Source organism: Saliphagus infecundisoli, assembly GCF_020177375.1.
GTDB lineage: Archaea > Halobacteriota > Halobacteria > Halobacteriales > Natrialbaceae > Saliphagus > Saliphagus infecundisoli.
In genome coordinates, this window is sequence record NZ_JAIWHV010000002.1 from 476,559 (window position 1) to 493,671 (window position 17,113).

Here is a 17,113-nt window from a genome sequence, read left to right on the forward strand (position 1 = left end):
GGGGGTGTTGGTACGGGCAGTTAACCGCCGCGTTCGCGAACCGACGTCGGCTCTCAACGTTCAGGATCCCCTGACAGTGCGGTTTCCGGCAGAACGTTCTTGGCCGTCGGTCACCCAGTGGAACCGATGAGCCGCCCGGCCTCCGTGAGCGTCGTCCTCCCCGCCCACGACGAGGCAGGGCGACTCCAAGAGACCGTCGGTGCCACTCTCGAGGCCCTCGCTTCCTTCCTGCCGGCGGGGAGCTTCGAGGTGATCGTCGCCGAGGACGGCTGTACGGACCGGACCCCCGAGATCGCCCGCGAACTCGCCGCCGGCGACGACCGGGTCCGTCACGTCCACAGCGGGGAGCGCCTGGGCCGCGGGCGGGCCCTGGAACGTTCGTTCCGGGCGGCCGACGGGGAGACGCTGGTCTACTTCGATTGCGATCTCGCGACCGACCTCTCGCACCTGGAGGAGCTCGTCGAGTCGGTCCGGTCGGGTGAGGTAGACGTCGCGACGGGCTCGCGCCGGCTCTCGGGGCGGCGGGCCGACCGGCCCGCGAAGCGGCGCCTGCCGAGTGCCGTCTACAACGGGCTGGTCCGACTCGCGCTCGGGTCGGAGCTGCGGGACCACCAGTGTGGGTTCAAGGCGTTCGACCGCGCGGTCCTGGAGGACGTGCTCCCGGCGGTCGAGGACGGCCACTGGTTCTGGGACACCGAGGTGCTGGTGGCCGCCCAGGGCGCGGGCTACCGCGTCCGGGAGTTTCCCGTCGAGTGGACCCCCAGGGGAGACACCGACGTCGACCTCCTCCGGGACGGCTTCGGGATGGGGGGGCAACTGGCCCGGACCTGGTGGCAGCGGGCGGTCGAACCCCGCATCGGCCGACGGAGCCGCCTGCTCGCGGGCTCGCTGTTGGTCGTCCTCGCGGTCGCCGTCCTGGCGGCTTCCTTCGACCTCGCGGTCATCGAGACGATGGCCGGCGCCGACCCGGCCGTTCTCGGAGCCGCGACGGTCCTCTATGCCTGCTCGTGGCCGGTCCGGGGGGTTCGCTACCGCGATATCCTCGCGCGCCTCGGACACCGCGAGGGGGTCGGATTCCTCACGGCCGCGATCTTCGTGAGCCAGACCGGGAACCTCGTCGCTCCGGCGCGGGCGGGTGACGCGGTCCGGGCGTACGTCCTGAAGGCCAGGCGGGCGGTTCCGTATCCGACGGGCTTCGCCTCGCTGGCGGTCGAGCGGGTGTTCGACCTCCTGACCGTCCTGGCACTCGCCGCCGTCGTCCTCGCGGGCTTTTTCCTGACGGGCGCGACGGAGGGGCTCCGGGCGGCAGTCGACGGCGCCGGCGTGGGCGACGGCCTCGCCCGCAGCGGCCGGGTCGCGGTCGCCGTCGCGGCCGTCGTCGCCGCGGCCACCCTCGCCGCACTGGTCGGGATCGTCGCCACGGCCCGCTCGGAGCGGTCGATCCTTCGCGAGGGAGTCGCCCGGCTGGGTGACGACGCCTACGCGGTCCGGATCGGTGACCTCCTGGCGGGCTTCGCCGGCGACGTCCAGACGGTGGCGACCGACCGGCGGGCGTTCGCCGTCGTCGGCGCCTCGAGCCTCGCCATCTGGATCGTCGATGCCGTCGTCGCCGCGGCCGTCCTCCAGGCGCTCGGGGCCGGACTCCCGCTCCCGGCCGTGCTCTCGGTCTGCGTGCTGGCCGTCAGCGTCGGCAACCTCGCCAAGGTGTTGCCGCTAACGCCGGGTGGGATCGGGCTCTACGAGGGCGCCTTCACCGTACTGGTCGTCGCGCTCGGGCCGGTCTCGCCCGCGGTCGCGCTCGCGGCCGCGGTCGTCGATCACGCCATCAAGAACCTGGTGACCGTCGTCGGCGGGCTGGGCGCGACGGTCGTTCTCGACGTCTCGCTTTCGGCCGCCGTCGAGGAGAGCGGGGACGTCGCGCCCGGGGACGGCTACGGCTCGGACTGACCCCCGTCGGAAAACGGCGCGAACGCACAGGACACCGCGGCGGCGAGGGCCGCCTCCCGAGTCAGGAGGCCCCCGGTGAGAACGCCGACGGCGCCCTCGCTCTCGGCGACGCCCTCCCGGCCCAGTCGGTCGTCCATCACGGGCCCGAGTTCCTCGCCGGCCTCGAGACGGTCGGCGACGGGATCGGGGAGCCGGAGGCTCGGGCCGCTCGCCCGGCCCGTCCGCTCGCCGTCGACTATCGCCGCCCACATGATCAGGTGGAGGCCGGGTGTCCCCTCGAGGCGGGCCACGCCGCCCTCGAGCCCGGCACCGTAGTCGGCGTCGATCCCCTCGGCCCGTGCGGCGGCGAGCGCCCGTTCGGCGCGGGTCTCGGCGCCCGCGACGGTCGCCGCGACCGAGCGGGGCTGTTCGCTCACTCCCGACTCGACGTCGTGGGTCGAGGTCGAGGGCTCGAGCCTCGAGAGACCGGTGTGGACGGCCGCCTCCTTGACGGGGTTGGTGCTGCCGACGGCGACGCGGGGCGCGTCCATGGTGTCGTATATCAATGGAACGCTACTGGTTGGAATTATCGGTTGCTACCGCTGTCTCGCCCCTCCGAGGTGAAGTGATCCGAAAGGGCTATATGTGGCCTCTCTGAACCGGGTAGACACTGAACCCGTCCGGACTTCTGTGGCGTTCGGCCGGCCCCTTCGTCATGACTAACGCATCATCGACCACCCGAGTACGGCGTACCGAACGAGAGGAGGAGACGGAGACCGAAACCGAGGACAACGACCTCCGGTGTCCGGAGTGTTCCGGCCAGCTCGTCACCGACGACGAACACGGCGAGACCGTCTGTGCCGACTGCGGGCTCGTCGTCGACGAGAACTCCGTCGATCGCGGCCCCGAGTGGCGCGCATTCGACGCCAGCGAGAAAAACGAGAAATCTCGAGTCGGCGCCCCGACGACGAACACGATGCACGACAAGGGGCTGTCGACGAACATCGACTGGCGCAACAAGGACGCCTACGGCAACTCTCTGGGGAGCCGCCAGCGCGAGAAGATGCAGCGCCTCCGCAAGTGGAACGAGCGCTTCCGGACCCGCGACAGCAAGGAGCGAAACCTGAAACAGGCGCTCGGAGAGATCGACCGGATGGCGAGCGCCGTCGGCCTCCCGACGAACGTCCGCGAGACCGCGAGCGTCGTCTACCGGCGCGCGCTGGACGAGGACCTCCTCCCCGGGCGCTCGATCGAGGGCGTCTCCACCGCCTGCGTCTACGCCGCCGCCCGCCAGGCCGGCGTTCCCCGGAGCTTGGACGAGATCGCCGACGTCTCGCGGGTCGAGAAAAACGAGATCGCCCGCACCTACCGCTACGTCGTCCGCGAACTCGGCCTCGAGGTCCAGCCCGCAGACCCCGAGAGCTACGTCCCCCGCTTCGCGTCGGGACTCGACCTCTCGGACGAGGCCGAACACCGCGCGCGCTCCCTGCTCCAGAACGCGAAAGAACAGGGCGTCCACTCCGGAAAGTCGCCCGTCGGGCTGGCGGCCGCCGCGGTGTACGCCGCGGCCCTCCTCACGAACGAGAAGACGACCCAGGCCGCCGTCAGCGAGGTCGCCGACATCTCCGAGGTGACGATCCGGAACCGGTATCACGAACTGCTGGAGGCCGAGGAGTCGATCGGCGTCGCCTGAGCGGACACGACCTTTTTGCCCGACGGCTGCGTGGCCGACGCATGGACCCCACGTTCGACGAGTTCGTTCTCGCGGCCGCGACCGCCGATCTGAGCGAGGAGCCCGCCGCGCGCGCCGACGCCGACTGCCTCGAGTTCCGGATGGACCTCGCCGAGGACTCCCTCGACGCGCTCTCGGCCTACGACGGCGACCTCCCCCTCATCGCGACCAACCGCGCGGCGTGGGAGGGCGGCGAGGCCGACGACGAGAACCGTCTGGAGGACCTCGCGGAGGCGGCTCGAACCGAGGCCGTCGAGGCGATCGACGTCGAACTCGCCTCCGTTCTCGAGGGAGAAGCCAACGGCGTTCTCGAGGCCGCCAGCGCGAACGACGTTCGAGCGATCGTCTCCGCCCACGACTTCGAGGGGACGCCCTCGCGCCCGGAGCTCGTCCGAACGCTGACCGAGGCGGGCAAACACGGCGACGTCGCGAAGCTGGCGGTCACGGCGGAGTCACGAGCCGACACACTCACACTGCTGTCGGCGACCGAGCAGCTGAGTCGCCAGGGCGACCGGGTCGCGACGATGGCGATGGGCGAGGTCGGCAGACACACCCGGGCGGTGGCGCCCGTCTACGGCTCGCGGATCGGCTACGCGCCCGTCGATCCGGCCCGGGCGACCGCGCCGGGCCAGTACGACCTGGCGACGCTGCGGGAACTCGTCGGCGCTCTGGGAGAGAGAAAACGGGAGAATTAACCCGGATCGGTGAGGAACGAGATCATGGTCACGATCTGGATCCGCGCGATCGTCGCCGCCGGGCTCTCCCTTCTGTTCCCCGGCGCCGGCCACGTCCTGCTTCGGGACTGGATCCGCGCCCTGCTTTTCGCCGGCCTGTTTACGACCGCGGTCGCGCTCTTGCTCCCCGTCGATCCGCTAGCCGCGGCCGGCTCGATCTCGGAGGTCGAGGCGATCCTGCTGGCCGAGCCCCGGACGACGCAGTTCGTCCTCGGGTTCATGCTCGTCTTCGCGGCCGCGGACGCCGGCTTCCGCGCGCTGGGGTTCCCGCCGGGCTCGCGGTCGGCCACCACCGACGGGCCGGCCTGTCCGAGCTGTGGGCGCGAACTCGACACCGACCTCGAGTTCTGTCACTGGTGTACGACCCGCATCGAGTGGGAGGAGCCAGAACCCGCCAACACCGACTAACTATTTCTCGATGATGCTCTCCTCGACCTCCTCGCCGAAGTGGCGGGCGGTCTCCTCGTGGTAGAAGCGGAGTTCGTCGCCAGCGGCGAGGTCAGTGACGGCTTTCCGGCCCTCGCGGGTGGCGACCTTGATCGTCTCGGCGTTCTGGAGGAGGGTCTCGATCCGGTCACCGTCGTCGGCCTCGATGGCGACCCGGAACATCGGCCGCTGCTCGATCTTGACCCGGCCGACGACCGCCTCGCGGGTGTTGCCCTCCGTGTCTACGACACAGACCTCGTCGCCGCTTCCCAGTTCCGAGAGGTACTTCGTGCCGCCGTCGGGCGTGCGGACGTAGGCGTGGACCGCGCCCGCGTTGACCCGGAACGGCCGGGAGGCGACGTAGGGCGACTGAGCGGTCTCGGCGTGGACGAAGACCAGGCCCCGCGACATCGAGCCGACGAGCATCCCCTCGTCGTCCTCGAGCAGGGAGCCGGTGTCGACACAGACCCGGTCGGCGCTGCCGATCTGCTCGATCTCGATGACCTCCCCCCACGTGAGGTCGAGGGATTCGCGGCCGGCGTCATCGCGGACCTCGACGGTCCGGCGGATCTCGTCGGGGTCCGAGCTGTCGAGGAGGACGCTGTCGGCGCCGATCTCCAGGGTCTCGAAGGCCGTGCGGGCCTCCTCGGCACTCGTGACGCCCGCGATCAAGTCGGTCTCCTCGCCGATCCGGGCGATCAGGTTCTCAAGGGGGATGATCGTCCAGTCCTCGCCGACGACGATGGTGTGGTCGGCCGCGTCGGCGGCGGCCTCGGCGAAGGACTCGTACTCCGATCCCAGAATACGGACGTAGGCGCCGGTCGTGAGCCCGTCGTCCCGGCGGAGCGTCGAGAGATCGGCCGATCCCGAGAAGTCCGCGGGGAGATCGACCGTCCCGTCGCCCTCCCCGTTCTTGCCGACGACGTAGGCGTCGGGGTGGACGGGGTCGTCGCTCTCTGCGTCGTCGATCAGCGAGACGTCGCCGTCGGTCCGAAAGGCGGCGATGGATATCTCGCCGAGTTCGCGGACCCGTTCGACGTCCTCGCTCTCGACCAGCACCCAGTCGGCGCCGGCCTCGAGGGCGGCCGTGATCCGTGCGCGACGCTCCTCCCAGTCGCCGACGGTGTCGTCGGCCTTGATCCAGACGTCTCCGGTCATGGTCGAGGGTCCGTCGGAACGGGCTTGAACGTGGCGAAACCCGCAGCGTTCGCTACCGGCAGTTCGTCAGCGGGACGTGGGAGGTCTCGTCGGCGGTGATCCAGCGGGTGAGGATCGCCTCCTCGGGACACGCCCGCGGGAAGATCGTACACTCGGACCGATCGTCCTCGACGACGATCGCGTGCTCGAGCTGGGCGGTTCCGGGGTCGACCGGTTCGGAACTACTGTAATCCGTGCGTTCGGACATCTGTATTTCCTCTCGGTGGATGAATGGCTCGTGTATACGTATATAGCTTTCCGATCGTGCATCTATTGGCGGATACGGCCCGGGGAACGGAGACAGAGGTAGGGTTTGCCTACCAGTCGTCGCCGAGGGCGGCCCTCGCGGCGCCGTAGCCGCCCGCGGTCGTCCACGTCCGGCCGCTCTCGACGTGTTCGACCCGATAGCCACCCCCGCAGTCCCCGCATCGATACTGGTCGGGCGCCTTCACGGGGTTCGACGCCCGGTGGCGCTTTCCCTCCCAACCACAGTCGGAACAGACGAGGCGGTATCTGGGCTCCGAAAACGGCTCGCAGTGGCGGGGCGCATCGACGGCCGCCGCCCGTTCTCGGAACCGAGAGCCGTGGCCCGACTCGCCGTGGGTCTGGAACTCCCAGGCGTGGACGAGTTCGTGGCGGACGATCGCCTCGAACTCGCCGGAGTCGTACGAGCGATAGGCCCGCCGCGAGAGGACGACGGTCGCAACCTCCCGTTCGTGGTCGTACCGACAGACCCCCGCACGCCGCTTCGCCCGCGCCGACACCGCCCAGTCGACGCTCGCGAGATCGACCCCGATCTCGTCTGCGACCTCGCGGGCGTGGACCCGCGCCTGGGCGACGATCGCCTCCTCGACGGTCGGAGTGGCGTCGCTCACGGAGCCGGGTCAGGCTTCGAGGGCGAGTCCCGCGCTCTGCAGGGCCTCCTCGGCGGTCCGGTCGTCGTGGACGACGCCGGCGACCGCGCGGGCGATCGATTCGGGCTCCTCGTGCTGGAAGACCGACCGGCCCATCGAGACGCCCGCGGCGCCCGCGTCCATCGCTCCCCGGACCATCTCCACCGTCTCCCGGTCCGTGCCCCGCGAGCCGCCGGCGATCACGACCGGCTTGGCGGTCGCCTCGACGACGCGCTCGAAGCTGTCGCCGTCGCCGCTGTAACCCGTCTTGACGAGGTCGGCGCCGAGTTCCTCGGCGAGGCGGACGGCGTGGGCCAGTGCCTCGGGGTCGTCGCCCTCGACGCCGGGGCCCCGGGCGTAGGCCATCGCGAGCACGGGGATGCCGAAGCGGGCCGCCTCGCCAGTGAGGTCGGCGAGCTGGGAGAGCTGGTCGGGTTCGTGGTCCGAGCCGACGTTGATGTGAAAGGAGACGGCGTCGGCCCCCGCCCGGATGGCCTCCTCGACGGTTCCCGTGAGCCGCTTGTCGTTCTCGTCGGGACCGATCGTCGTCGAGGCGTTCAGGTGGACGACGTACCCTTTTCCGTTCTTGTTGGGGTGGACCCGCGGGGCGATCCCCTTCTGGGTGAGGACGGCGTCGGCGCCCCCCCGCGTGACCGCGTCGATCGTCCCCTCGATGTCGACCAGCCCCTCGACCGCGCCGAGTGTGATCCCGTGGTCCATCGGAACGACGACGTAGCGTCCGTCCGTCCCGATCCGCTCGAGACGCGCCTCGGTTCCCGTCATACCGGAAGTCATGTTGTGAGTGTGTAGCAAACGTTCGGTTATGGCTGTTCTGGTTCGGGCACGCCGCGTTCGGCGCCCGCCTTCAACTCTCGTGCCTTCGACTCGAGGGCCGCCACGGGATCTTCGCTCTCGGCGATCAGATCCACGAGCGCGCTGCCGACGATGACGCCGTCGGCACCCGCCGAAACGATCTCGGCGGCGTGGTCGCCCTCGCTGACGCCGAAGCCGACCGCCTTCGGGATCGGGTACTCGTCAAGGCGCGCGAGACTGTCGTGGGTCGCCCCCGAGACGTCCGCACGCGCGCCGGTCGTCCCAAGCCGGGCCTGGACGTAGGCGAAGCCCGCCGTCCGCTCCATGATCGAGTCGAGGCGCTCGTCGTCGGTCGTCGGCGCGACGATGAAGACCAGGTCGAGCCCGTGGGCCTCGCACGCTTTTCGAAGGGGCCCGCTCTCCTCTGCGGGCAGGTCGGGGACGATGATTCCCGCGAGGCCGGCCTCCGCCGCACGGGAAACGAACGGCTCCGGATCCGCATCGGGGCCGTGTTGGAGGATCATGTTGTAGTACGTCATCACCAGCAGCGGTGCCTCCGTCTCGAGACCTGCCACGAGATCGAAGAACGCTCCAGGAGTGGTTCCGGCCTCCAGCGAGCGGTTGATCGCGGCCTGGATCGTCGGCCCCTCCGCGATCGGCTCCGAGAACGGCAGTCCGAGTTCGATCAGGTCCGCCCCGCCCCGATCTAGGGCCTCGACGTATTCGCGGGTTTCCTCCAGCGAGGGATCGCCCGCAGTGATGTAAGCGATCAGCGCCGGGTGGTTCTCCCGGATCGTCCGTTCGATCTCTGAGTCCGTGCCGGCGTTCATTGGCCGAACACCTCCACGTCGGGCGCGGCCTCGATGTCGCGTTTCTCGGTCTCCTCGAGGACGGTCTCCAGGTCCTTGTCGCCCCGTCCCGAGACGGTGACGACGACGAGATCCCCGAGATCCGCCTCGACGTCGTACTCCCCCGCGTCGGGTCCCGCGACTCGCTCCAGGTAGCCAAGCGCGTGGGCCGACTCGAGGGCGGGGATGATCCCTTCGAGTCTCGAGAGCCGATGGAACGCCTCGAGGGCGGCGTCGTCGCCGACGCTCGCGGGCGTCACCCGGCCCTCAGCGACGAGGTGGGAGAGCTCGGGACCGACGCCGGCGTAGTCGAGGCCGGCGCTGACGCTGTGGGACTCCATGATCTGGCCGTCGGTACTCTGGAGGAGTTTCGTCATCGCGCCGTGGAGGACGCCGTCGGTCCCCGTCGAAAGGGTCGCGGAGTTCGGGGCCAGCCCCTCCTCCTCGTCGATCTCGAGGCTCGAGCCGCCGGCCTCGACCGCGTAGAGGGAGACTCCGTCTCGCGGGCGTTGCCCGCTCGAATCCTTCGCGGAGCGTTGCTCGACGCTGTCGGGGACGAACGCGTGGAACGACCCCATCGTGTTCGAGCCGCCGCCCGCACACGCGAGCACGCTATCGGGCAGCCGGCCCGCCTTCTCCCGGATCTGGTCTCTGGCCTCCCGGCCGATCACCGACTGAAAGTCCCGGACCATCGTCGGAAACGGGTGGGGCCCCACGACGCTCCCGATCACGTAGTGGGTGTTCTCGACGGTCGTCGCCCAGTCGCGCATCGTGGCGTTGATCGCCTCTTTCAGGGTACCCCGACCGGCCTCGACGGGGGTCACCTCGGCGCCGTTCATCCGCATCCGGTAGACGTTGGGCCGCTGGCGGTTGACGTCGGTCCGGCCCATGTAGATCTCACAGGGCATGTCGAGGTGGGCAGCCGCCATCGCCGTCGCGGTGCCGTGCTGGCCGGCACCGGTCTCGGCGATGATCCGCTCCTTTCCCATGTACTTCGCGAGGAGGACCTGCCCGAGCGCGTTGTTCAGCTTGTGGGCGCCCCCGTGGAGCAGGTCCTCGCGTTTGAGGTAGATCTCCCTGTCGTAGCGCTCGCTCAGTCTGTCCGCGCGCTGGAGGGGGGTCGGTCGGCCGCCGAAGTCGGCCATCCGCTCGCGGAACTCGTGCATGAACCCCTCCTCGTTGTTGCGGACGTACCGCTCGTAGGCATCCTCGAGTTCGGCGAGCGCGGGCATCAGCGCCTCGGGGACGTACTGGCCGCCGTACTCGCCGAAGGTCGCCTCGCTCATGCGGTCCCTCCGGTCCCGGTCTCGCTGGCAGTCGGCGTCGTCAGCTCCCGGGTGCGGTCCTCGACGTCGCCGGCCATGATCGCGCTCCCGATCAGGAGGCCGTCGGCGCCGGCCGCGCGCATCCGGGCGACGTCGGCGCGAGAGGAGATCCCGCTCTCGGCGATCAGGGTGACGTCCTCGGGCGCGTGGGGCGCCACGGTCTCGAACGTCTCCAGGTCCACGTCGAGTCCCGCCAGGTCGCGGTTGTTCACGCCGACGAGTTCGGCCCCCGCACCGATAGCCGTCTCGAGTTCGTCCTCGCTGTGGACCTCGACCAGCGGCTCGAACCCCCGGTCGCGGGCGGCTTCGACCATTCCCTCGACGTCCTCGAGAAAGCGCGCGATCAGGAGGACGAGGTCGGCCTCGACGACGTCGAGGTGCGATTCCTCGAGAAGGAAGTCCTTCCGGAGCACGGGGACGGAAACGGCCGCCCGGACCCGCTCGAGCGCGTCGGGCGACCCCCCGAAGTGTGTGGGTTCGGTCAGCACCGACAGCGCCGCCGCGCCGCCCTCGACCATCGCCTCGGCGAGTTCGACGGGGTCCTCCCGGCGCTCCCCGTCGGTCGTCGGGCTGGTCGGCTTCACTTCCGCGATCACCGGGACGCGACCCTCGGCGGCGGCCTCCGCGAGTGCCGCCGGCAGCGACCGCCGCTCCGCGACGGCCACGCGGTCGCCGCCCGGCCTGTCCCGGGCGGTCTCGAGGATCGAGCGCACCGGGGGTGCGAGCTCCGTTTCTTGCTCCATTGTTGTACATCGACGTACTCATATGTACAAAAGCCTTGCGCCATCGGCGGCGTTTTGAAGTCGGTCCGGGCCGACCGTCGGGTATGGACGAGGCGATCACCGGAATCTACGCGCGCGAGTCGCCCGCCATCGACCGAGTCGTCCAACTGGGCGCCGCGAGCGGCCGGGTGATCTCCGTTTCCTTTCCCGAGGAGGTCCCTGCCGACGCCGCCGAGGATCATCCGGTCCTCGAGCGACTCCTCGCCGCCCTCGATGGCGAGGAGGACGACTTCGGGGACGTCACCGTCGCGCTCACGGTTCCGACGCCCCATCGGGGGGTGTTGGAGGAGGTCCGGACGATCCCCTACGGCCGCGAGCGCGACGTCGCCTCGATCGCGCGGTCGGTCCCGGATCTCGACGACGAGGACGGCGAGACGGTTCGGGCGGCCCTGCGGGAGAACCCGCTTCCGATCCTGATTCCCGACCATCGGGTCCCAGACGGGCCGAGCGCGGCGCCGGCCGCCGTCGAGGCCCGCCTGCGGTCCCTAGAGGGGATCTGATTGATATTCATTCTTTAAGGACGGGCGGTATTCCTTCCCTGAAAGCTTTTTATCTACCCCCGTGGTTATATGCGGGAGGATGGCCGCCCAGATCACGCACGTCCAGAAGGCCTGTGCCTACGTGACCCGCGGGGAGGGAGAGCTCCTCGTGTTCCGTGGCCCGGAACACGACGGACTCCAGATCCCCAAGGGAACGATCGAGGCCGGCGAGGACCCCCGGAGCGCGCTGTTCCGGGAGGTCCTAGAGGAGAGCGGGCTCTCGGCGCTCGGGAAGACCCGCCACCTCGCGAGCGACGTCTGGACCCGCCGGAACTCGCCGCCGAAACGCTACGTCCGCCACTTCTTTCACGCGACCGTCCACGAGCCCAGAGACCGGTGGACCCACGTCGTCACCGGCGAGGGCGAGGAACGCGGCACCGAGTACGACTTCACCTGGCTCGACCTCTCCTCGACCGCCGGCCGCGAGTTCGCGCTCGAACTCGACGACTACGTTCACCTCCTGTAGCGGGTCGCGTAGACGTAGAGCCCGATCCCCGCGAAGACGCCGACCGTCGAGAGGAGTTCGAAGGCGGGATCGCCCGTCGCGATCCAGACGAACTGGGCGACCCCGCCGCTTGCGAACGAGGCCCCCGCGGCCCCGATCGGGTCGGTCGGCCCCTGGGCGAGCAAGGCGACGCCGATCGCGACCGCGATGACCCCGAACAGCGCGTAGGCGGTCAGTCGTGCGATCGGGTCGTTCGCGACGACGGCGTAGCCAAGCAGGAGGAAGTAGGCGACGACCCCGCCGAGGAGCCACCGGCGGGCACGGTCAGATCCGTCGAGCGAGGCCGACATACCCGAACGTGGGGCCGGGCGGGCTTAAGCGGTTTCGGCCCCGCCCGGCTCGAGCCCGATCCCCTCGTGGACGACGAACTCGAGGGCGTTGACGAGGTAGTGGGCGACGACGACCGCGAGCAGGCTCCCCGTCGCGATGAAAAGCGCCGCGAGGGCAAAGCCCAGCAGTCCGGTGACGACGATCCCCGCGGTGCCCTGGATTCCGTGGCCCAGCGCAAAGGCGATCGAGGAGCCGATGGCGAGAGGCCACGGCGAGAGCCCGTAGCCCGCCGAGACGGCCCCGATCAGCGCCGCCCGGAAGAGCAGTTCCTCGAAAATCGCGATCAGCGGGAGCACGCCGACCAGGAGGACGAGCCACCCGCCCGCCGAGTCGGGCGCGAGCAACTCCCGGAGCCCCTCGTCGTGGTCGATTCCCGCCCGCCGCGCGCCGGCCGCGCCGGCCTCGTTGGCGGCGTAGAGGACCATCCCCGCGACGGTGCCGTAGAGGACTCCCTCCGTGACGTACGCTCGAGAGAGGTCGAGTCCCAGGGCCTCGGGCGGGATCGCGGCGTAGAGAGCCGCACCGACCAGCAGGGCCGCGAACAGCCCCTGTGAGAGCGCGACGTTCGCGAGCAGGGTGCCGGTGGACATCGAGTCGGCGAGCGTGTCTCCCGGGTTGGGCTCCTCTTCGTGGCCCACGACCGGCGCCCGCCCGTCGTCGACCCCCCGCTCCTCGACGGCGGGCTCGAGCGGCGGCGTAGCCACGCCGGCTCCCTCGGCCCTATCGGCTCGAGAGCCGGCGTCTCGCTCGGTGGGCTCGATGAGGGCACTCTCGGTCGCACGGGAGAGCGCGAGAAGAAGAACGGTGACGACGCCCGTCAGGCCGACGAACGTCGCCCACTGGGTCATCTACTGGGGGCTCGGGTTCGAGCCGCCGGCCCCGACCGTCTGGTGTTCGAGCGCGGAGCCGGTGATCTGTTTGAGGCGATCGACCAGCGAGTCCTTCTGTGGCTCGCCCATCAGGGCGACCTCGAGGACCTCGCTGATGTTCGAGCACGGAACGATCTCGATCATCTCCTCGTACTCGTCCTCGATCATCACGTCCTGTTCGTTGGCCGCCGGGATGATGACCGTCTTGCAGCCGGCCTTCGCGGCCGCCTCGATCTTGTGGGTCACCCCGCCGACGGGAAGCACGTCGCCGCGCACGGAGAGCGAGCCGGTCATGGCGACGGTCTGGTCGATCGGGATGTCCTCCAAGGCGCTGATGACGGCGGTCGCCACGGTAATGGAGGCCGAATCGCCGTCGACGCCCTGCTGGCCGGCCTGGACGAACTGGATGTGGACGTCCTTCTCCGAGAGGTTGACGTCGGAGAACTTCTTGATGATCGCCGAGACGTTCTGGACCGACTCCTCGGCCATCTCCTTCAACTGGCCGGTCGCGATCACCTGGCCCTGGCCCTGGGCGGGGACGATCTCGGCCATGACGGGGAGCATGATGCCGCTGTCCTCGCCCATGACCGCGAGGCCGTTGACCCGGCCCTCGACGCCGCCCTCGTTGACCTGCAGTTCGTAGTCCTTCCGGCGCTCGATGTAGTCGTCGGCGAGCTGTTGTTCGATCGAGCGCGACCGTTTCTTCGCCTGGAGGACGTGCTCGCGGGTGGTGAGCTCGGCGTCCTCGGCGCGGGCGATGTCGCCCGCGACCCGGACGAGTCCGCCCAGCGTCCGGAAGTGAAGCGTTAAGTGATTCTTCCGGCCCGACCGGCGCTTGGCCTCGAGGATCAGCTCCTCGACGGCCTCGTCGGTGAAGTGGGGGAGCCGGCCGTCGCGTTCGACCTCCTGGGCGACGAAGCGGGCGTACTTCCGGCGCATCTCGGGGGAGTCCTCGATGGTGTCCTCCATGTACACCTCGTAGCCGTAGCCCTTGATCCGGTTGCGAAGCGCCGGATGCATGTTCTCCATCGCGTCCAAGTTGCCGGCCGCGATCATGATGAAGTCACAGGGGACGGGCTCTGTCTGGACCATCGCGCCCGAGGACCGTTCGGACTGGCCCGTAATGGAGAACTCGCCCTCCTGGATCGCGGTCATCAGCTTCTGCTGGGTCCGGATGTCCAAGGTGTTGATCTCGTCGACGAACAACACGCCCTTGTTGGACTTGTGGATCGAGCCGGGTTCCACGCGGTCGTGGCTCGGGGTCTCCATTCCGCCCGACTGGAACGGGTCGTGGCGGACGTCGCCCAGCAGCGCGCCGGCGTGGGCGCCGGTAGCGTCCTCGAAGGGGGCCTGGCGCTTGTCGCCGTTGTCGACGATCATGTTCGGCACCATCGCGTCGGTTCCCCGGGAGGTGTACCGGAAGATGAGCCAGATGATCCCCGCGGCGAGGATCCCCAGGAGGATGTTGCGCATGATCAGCGCGTAGCCGATGATGATCGCGATGATGATCCACATCAGGATCGAGCGCATCTGGTTTCGCTTCCGGGCTTCCTCCTTGTGCGCGTCGATGATCTGGTCGCCCTTTCCGGCGGGCACCGTCCGAACTTTCGGCTCGTTGCCGTCGTCCGGGTTGTGATAGACCAGGACGTCCTGGAGATCCTCCTGGGGGAGCAGCTGGCTCATCGCCTTCGCCAGCATCGACTTCCCGGTCCCCGGCGAGCCGATCATCATCACGTGGCGGCGCTGTTTGGCGGCCTTGATGATGATGTCGCGGGCCTCGTCCTGGCCGATGACCTGATCGACCAGCCGGTCGGGGACCTCGATGTCGGCCGTCGAGGTGATCTTGAGCCCGCCGAGCAGACCCTCCTCTTCCTCTTCGTCGATCTCGACGCCGGGATCGACATCGACCGAGCTTCCCAGGTCCTCGACGGTCTCGACGTCCTCGGCGCCGTCGAATCCGCCGGTCTCGCCGGTCTCATCGGCCTCGTCGGCGTCGGTACTCCCGTCTTCGGTCGTCTCCGCAGAGGGGTCCGGATCGACGCGCTCGTCGACGGGGCCGTCCGTCAGCGGATCGACCGGCTCCGGCGCGTCCTCGGACGGACCGGGGGACTCCTCGTCGGCCCGCTCGCGGTCGGCGTCGGAACCCTCGGCCGACCCGTCGTCCGTGCCGGCGGGTGCCGACGGCTCCGGCGGGTCGTCCTCGGGGGCCTCCTCGCGGTTCGTATCGTTGCTCATAGAACGTGGTTCGGTACCCGTTTCGAGGGGACTGTGACTGATATACTTTCTCCCTTCCGAAACGGTCCTCCGGCCTCCTCGGGGTCCAAAACGACTGATTTCGGGACTTCCGGTCGAACGGACGTCTCGCCATGCTTAAGAGTACGAGCCCCGATAGCCGGGTCATGACGCGGGGGTTTCTCATCGGCCGGTTCCAGCCCTTCCACAACGGCCACCTGAGCATGGTCGAACGGATCGCGGAGGACGTCGACGAACTCGTCGTCGGCATCGGGAGCGCGGGCGACTCCCACACGAGGCGAAACCCCTTCACCGCCGGCGAACGCGTGATGATGATCTCGAAGGCGCTCATCGACGTCGACCTCGTCACCTACGTCGTCCCCATCGAGGACTTAGAACGGAACTCGGTGTGGGTGAGCCACGTCCGGAGCATGAGCCCCGACTTCGAGATCGCCTACTCGAACAACCCGCTGGTGATCCAGCTCTTTCGAGAAGCCGGCGTCGAGGTCCGCCAGTCGCCGATGTTCAACCGCGACACCTTCGAGGGGACCCAGATCAGAGAACGGATGGTCGCCGACGACGACTGGGAGTCGCTGGTCCCCGACGCCGTCGTCTCCGTCGTCTCCGAGATCGACGGGTTAGAACGGATGGAGATGATAAACCGGACGGACGCCAACGGCGACGGGTAACCGGTTTTGCGTTCGGGCCGTCGGTGCTCCCGGCGAGCCGTCCTCGGCGGCCGGTCGAGAACTCGAAACCCCACCAGCAGCCCGGCCATGATCCCCACCAGCAGGACGGAACCCGTCGAGAAAACGCGGTCGTTCCGGCCGCGGCAATCGGGTCGACGGGGCGACCGGGTCGATTTTGCCGTCCGGGAGTCAACAGACGGCCATGATCACGCTCGCTTCGGATTTCGGCTCGCCGTACCCGGCGGCGATGAAGGGGGTACTCCTCGCGGAAACAGACCCGCAACCGCGGTTGGTCGACGTGGCCCACGACTTTCCCCGCGGAGACGTTCGGACCGCGGCGTTCTGGCTCCGGGAAGTGCTGCCCTACTTCCCACCAGCGGCCCACCTCGCGGTCGTCGACCCTGGCGTCGGCACCGACCGGGCGGCGCTCGCCGTCCGGGCGGGCGACCACGCACTCGTGGGACCGGACAACGGCCTGCTCCTGCCGGCCGCCCGCCGGCTCGGGGAGGTCGAACCGTTCGTCGTGGACGAGTCGATCTCCGGGCGGGTCGGCCATCCGGCAGGCGGCTCGGCGAGCACGACCTTCCACGGACGGGACGTCTTCGCGCCCGCCGCGGCGGCGGTCCACGAGGCCGGCATCGAGGAGATGGAGACCCTCTCCGCCCTCGAGCCCGCCGACGACGTCACCGACTGCCGGTTCCCGGAGGCGACCCTCGAGGACGGCCGGGCGACCGGCGAGGTACTCGTCGTCGACGGCTTCGGGAACGTCGTCACGAACGTTCCCGGGAGCGCCTTGGCGGGCGTCGAGCGGGTCGAGGCCGCGGGGAAACGCGTTCCGGCAGTCGAGACGTTCGCGGCGGTCCCGGAAAGCGAGGGGCTGGCGACCGTCGGCAGCCACGGCTACGTCGAACTCGACGTCAACGACGGCCGCGGCGAGACGTTCTTCGGGCTCTCGGCGGGCGACGACGTGGCTCTGGAGTTCGACTTCCACTGATCCGTTCGGGTTCCCGACGGAGTGCTGGCTTCCGGTTACACGCTTAGGACGCCATAGAATCGTTCCTACAGAATCGTTTTCGACCTGTCTGAACCGAATCTCGTGCTCAGTGTAGGGGCCTCACACAACGTGCTGTACGGCTTGATATTATTGTAGTTGGATAGCGTGATCAGAACTCACCGGCTAGTGATGTCTCTGATCCTGATCTGAGTTCTCCACCGAGGATAGACTGGAGCTGTTCAGGTGGATCGAGTCCTCGCCGTTTCCACGTGGCTATCA

Annotated in this window: 19 protein-coding genes; 8 read left to right on the forward strand and 11 right to left on the reverse strand. The window is 69.2% G+C overall.

The annotated features are described in order from the left end of the window. Positions 1 to 126: 126 nt before the first annotated feature. Positions 127 to 1,947, forward strand: coding sequence for a flippase-like domain-containing protein (locus LCF40_RS07160; RefSeq protein WP_224827902.1), 1,821 nt, complete (start codon positions 127 to 129; stop codon positions 1,945 to 1,947). On the opposite strand, the gene LCF40_RS07165 is transcribed toward LCF40_RS07160, so the two are convergent. Continuing rightward, a complete protein-coding gene (locus LCF40_RS07165; protein WP_224827903.1) occupies positions 1,932 to 2,477 on the reverse strand; it encodes a DUF84 family protein in 546 nt (181 codons plus the stop codon). The two genes, LCF40_RS07160 and LCF40_RS07165, sit on opposite strands and share 16 nt — an antisense overlap. Positions 2,478 to 2,641: 164 nt before the next feature. Between LCF40_RS07165 and LCF40_RS07170 the strand changes: the two genes are divergently transcribed. Genes LCF40_RS07170 through LCF40_RS07180 form a run of 3 tightly spaced genes read left to right on the forward strand, consistent with a single transcriptional unit; the run spans position 2,642 to position 4,800 of the window. Beyond that, complete coding sequence (locus LCF40_RS07170) at positions 2,642 to 3,619, forward strand: transcription initiation factor IIB (protein ID WP_114576978.1); 978 nt, start codon at positions 2,642 to 2,644, stop codon at positions 3,617 to 3,619. Positions 3,620 to 3,660: 41 nt separating this feature from the next. Continuing rightward, a complete protein-coding gene (locus tag LCF40_RS07175; RefSeq protein WP_224827904.1) occupies positions 3,661 to 4,353 on the forward strand; it encodes a type I 3-dehydroquinate dehydratase in 693 nt (230 codons plus the stop codon). A gap of 24 nt (positions 4,354 to 4,377) precedes the next feature. After that, positions 4,378 to 4,800 carry a DUF7575 domain-containing protein gene (locus LCF40_RS07180; RefSeq protein ID WP_114576980.1) on the forward strand — a complete coding sequence of 141 codons (423 nt, stop codon included), beginning with the start codon at positions 4,378 to 4,380 and terminating at the stop codon, positions 4,798 to 4,800. On the opposite strand, the gene LCF40_RS07185 is transcribed toward LCF40_RS07180, so the two are convergent. The 7 genes from LCF40_RS07185 to trpC all read right to left on the reverse strand — a co-directional run bounded on the left by LCF40_RS07185 (position 4,801) and on the right by trpC (position 10,637). Continuing rightward, on the reverse strand, positions 4,801 to 5,976 hold the full coding sequence (locus LCF40_RS07185; RefSeq protein ID WP_224827905.1) for a 3-dehydroquinate synthase II: 1,176 nt from the start codon (positions 5,974 to 5,976) through the stop codon (positions 4,801 to 4,803). A gap of 52 nt (positions 5,977 to 6,028) precedes the next feature. Then, positions 6,029 to 6,223: a DUF7511 domain-containing protein gene (locus LCF40_RS07190; RefSeq protein ID WP_224827906.1), complete on the reverse strand. Its 195-nt coding sequence runs from the start codon at positions 6,221 to 6,223 to the stop codon at positions 6,029 to 6,031. Positions 6,224 to 6,332: 109 nt separating this feature from the next. Continuing rightward, a complete protein-coding gene (locus LCF40_RS07195; RefSeq protein ID WP_224827907.1) occupies positions 6,333 to 6,890 on the reverse strand; it encodes a SprT family zinc-dependent metalloprotease in 558 nt (185 codons plus the stop codon). Between the two features lie 9 nt (positions 6,891 to 6,899). Continuing rightward, positions 6,900 to 7,691 carry a 2-amino-3,7-dideoxy-D-threo-hept-6-ulosonate synthase gene (locus LCF40_RS07200; protein ID WP_380682881.1) on the reverse strand — a complete coding sequence of 264 codons (792 nt, stop codon included), beginning with the start codon at positions 7,689 to 7,691 and terminating at the stop codon, positions 6,900 to 6,902. Between the two features lie 38 nt (positions 7,692 to 7,729). Next, positions 7,730 to 8,551: a tryptophan synthase subunit alpha gene (trpA, locus tag LCF40_RS07205; protein ID WP_224827908.1), complete on the reverse strand. Its 822-nt coding sequence runs from the start codon at positions 8,549 to 8,551 to the stop codon at positions 7,730 to 7,732. Then, on the reverse strand, positions 8,548 to 9,855 hold the full coding sequence (gene trpB, locus LCF40_RS07210) for a tryptophan synthase subunit beta (protein WP_114576986.1): 1,308 nt from the start codon (positions 9,853 to 9,855) through the stop codon (positions 8,548 to 8,550). Before trpB ends, trpA begins: the two co-directional genes overlap by 4 nt. Next, complete coding sequence (trpC, locus tag LCF40_RS07215; RefSeq protein ID WP_114576987.1) at positions 9,852 to 10,637, reverse strand: indole-3-glycerol phosphate synthase; 786 nt, start codon at positions 10,635 to 10,637, stop codon at positions 9,852 to 9,854. The genes trpB and trpC overlap by 4 nt, the downstream gene beginning before the upstream one ends. An 83-nt stretch (positions 10,638 to 10,720) precedes the next feature. On the opposite strand from trpC, the gene LCF40_RS07220 reads away from it, so the two are divergent. Both LCF40_RS07220 and LCF40_RS07225 read left to right on the forward strand, forming a co-directional pair. Next, the gene (locus tag LCF40_RS07220; RefSeq protein ID WP_224827909.1) at positions 10,721 to 11,176 is read left to right on the forward strand and encodes an MGMT family protein; all 456 of its coding nucleotides are present in this window, start codon (positions 10,721 to 10,723) and stop codon (positions 11,174 to 11,176) included. Positions 11,177 to 11,255: 79 nt separating this feature from the next. Beyond that, positions 11,256 to 11,681, forward strand: a complete 426-nt coding sequence (locus LCF40_RS07225) for an NUDIX hydrolase (protein WP_114576989.1) — start codon at positions 11,256 to 11,258, stop codon at positions 11,679 to 11,681. Here the strand turns inward: LCF40_RS07225 and LCF40_RS07230 are convergent. Genes LCF40_RS07230 through lonB form a run of 3 tightly spaced genes read right to left on the reverse strand, consistent with a single transcriptional unit; the run spans position 11,669 to position 15,154 of the window. Next, complete coding sequence (locus tag LCF40_RS07230) at positions 11,669 to 12,010, reverse strand: hypothetical protein (RefSeq protein ID WP_224827910.1); 342 nt, start codon at positions 12,008 to 12,010, stop codon at positions 11,669 to 11,671. The genes LCF40_RS07225 and LCF40_RS07230 overlap by 13 nt on opposite strands. Positions 12,011 to 12,034: 24 nt before the next feature. After that, the gene (locus LCF40_RS07235; RefSeq protein ID WP_114576991.1) at positions 12,035 to 12,898 is read right to left on the reverse strand and encodes a CPBP family intramembrane glutamic endopeptidase; all 864 of its coding nucleotides are present in this window, start codon (positions 12,896 to 12,898) and stop codon (positions 12,035 to 12,037) included. Further along, positions 12,899 to 15,154 carry an ATP-dependent protease LonB gene (gene lonB, locus LCF40_RS07240; protein ID WP_224827911.1) on the reverse strand — a complete coding sequence of 752 codons (2,256 nt, stop codon included), beginning with the start codon at positions 15,152 to 15,154 and terminating at the stop codon, positions 12,899 to 12,901. It abuts the gene before it with no gap. 164 nt (positions 15,155 to 15,318) lie between these two features. On the opposite strand from lonB, the gene LCF40_RS07245 reads away from it, so the two are divergent. Further along, a complete protein-coding gene (locus LCF40_RS07245) occupies positions 15,319 to 15,840 on the forward strand; it encodes a nicotinamide-nucleotide adenylyltransferase (RefSeq protein WP_114576993.1) in 522 nt (173 codons plus the stop codon). Positions 15,841 to 16,042: 202 nt separating this feature from the next. Next, positions 16,043 to 16,834, forward strand: a complete 792-nt coding sequence (locus LCF40_RS07250; RefSeq protein ID WP_224827912.1) for an SAM hydrolase/SAM-dependent halogenase family protein — start codon at positions 16,043 to 16,045, stop codon at positions 16,832 to 16,834. The last annotated feature ends 279 nt before the right edge of the window (positions 16,835 to 17,113 follow it).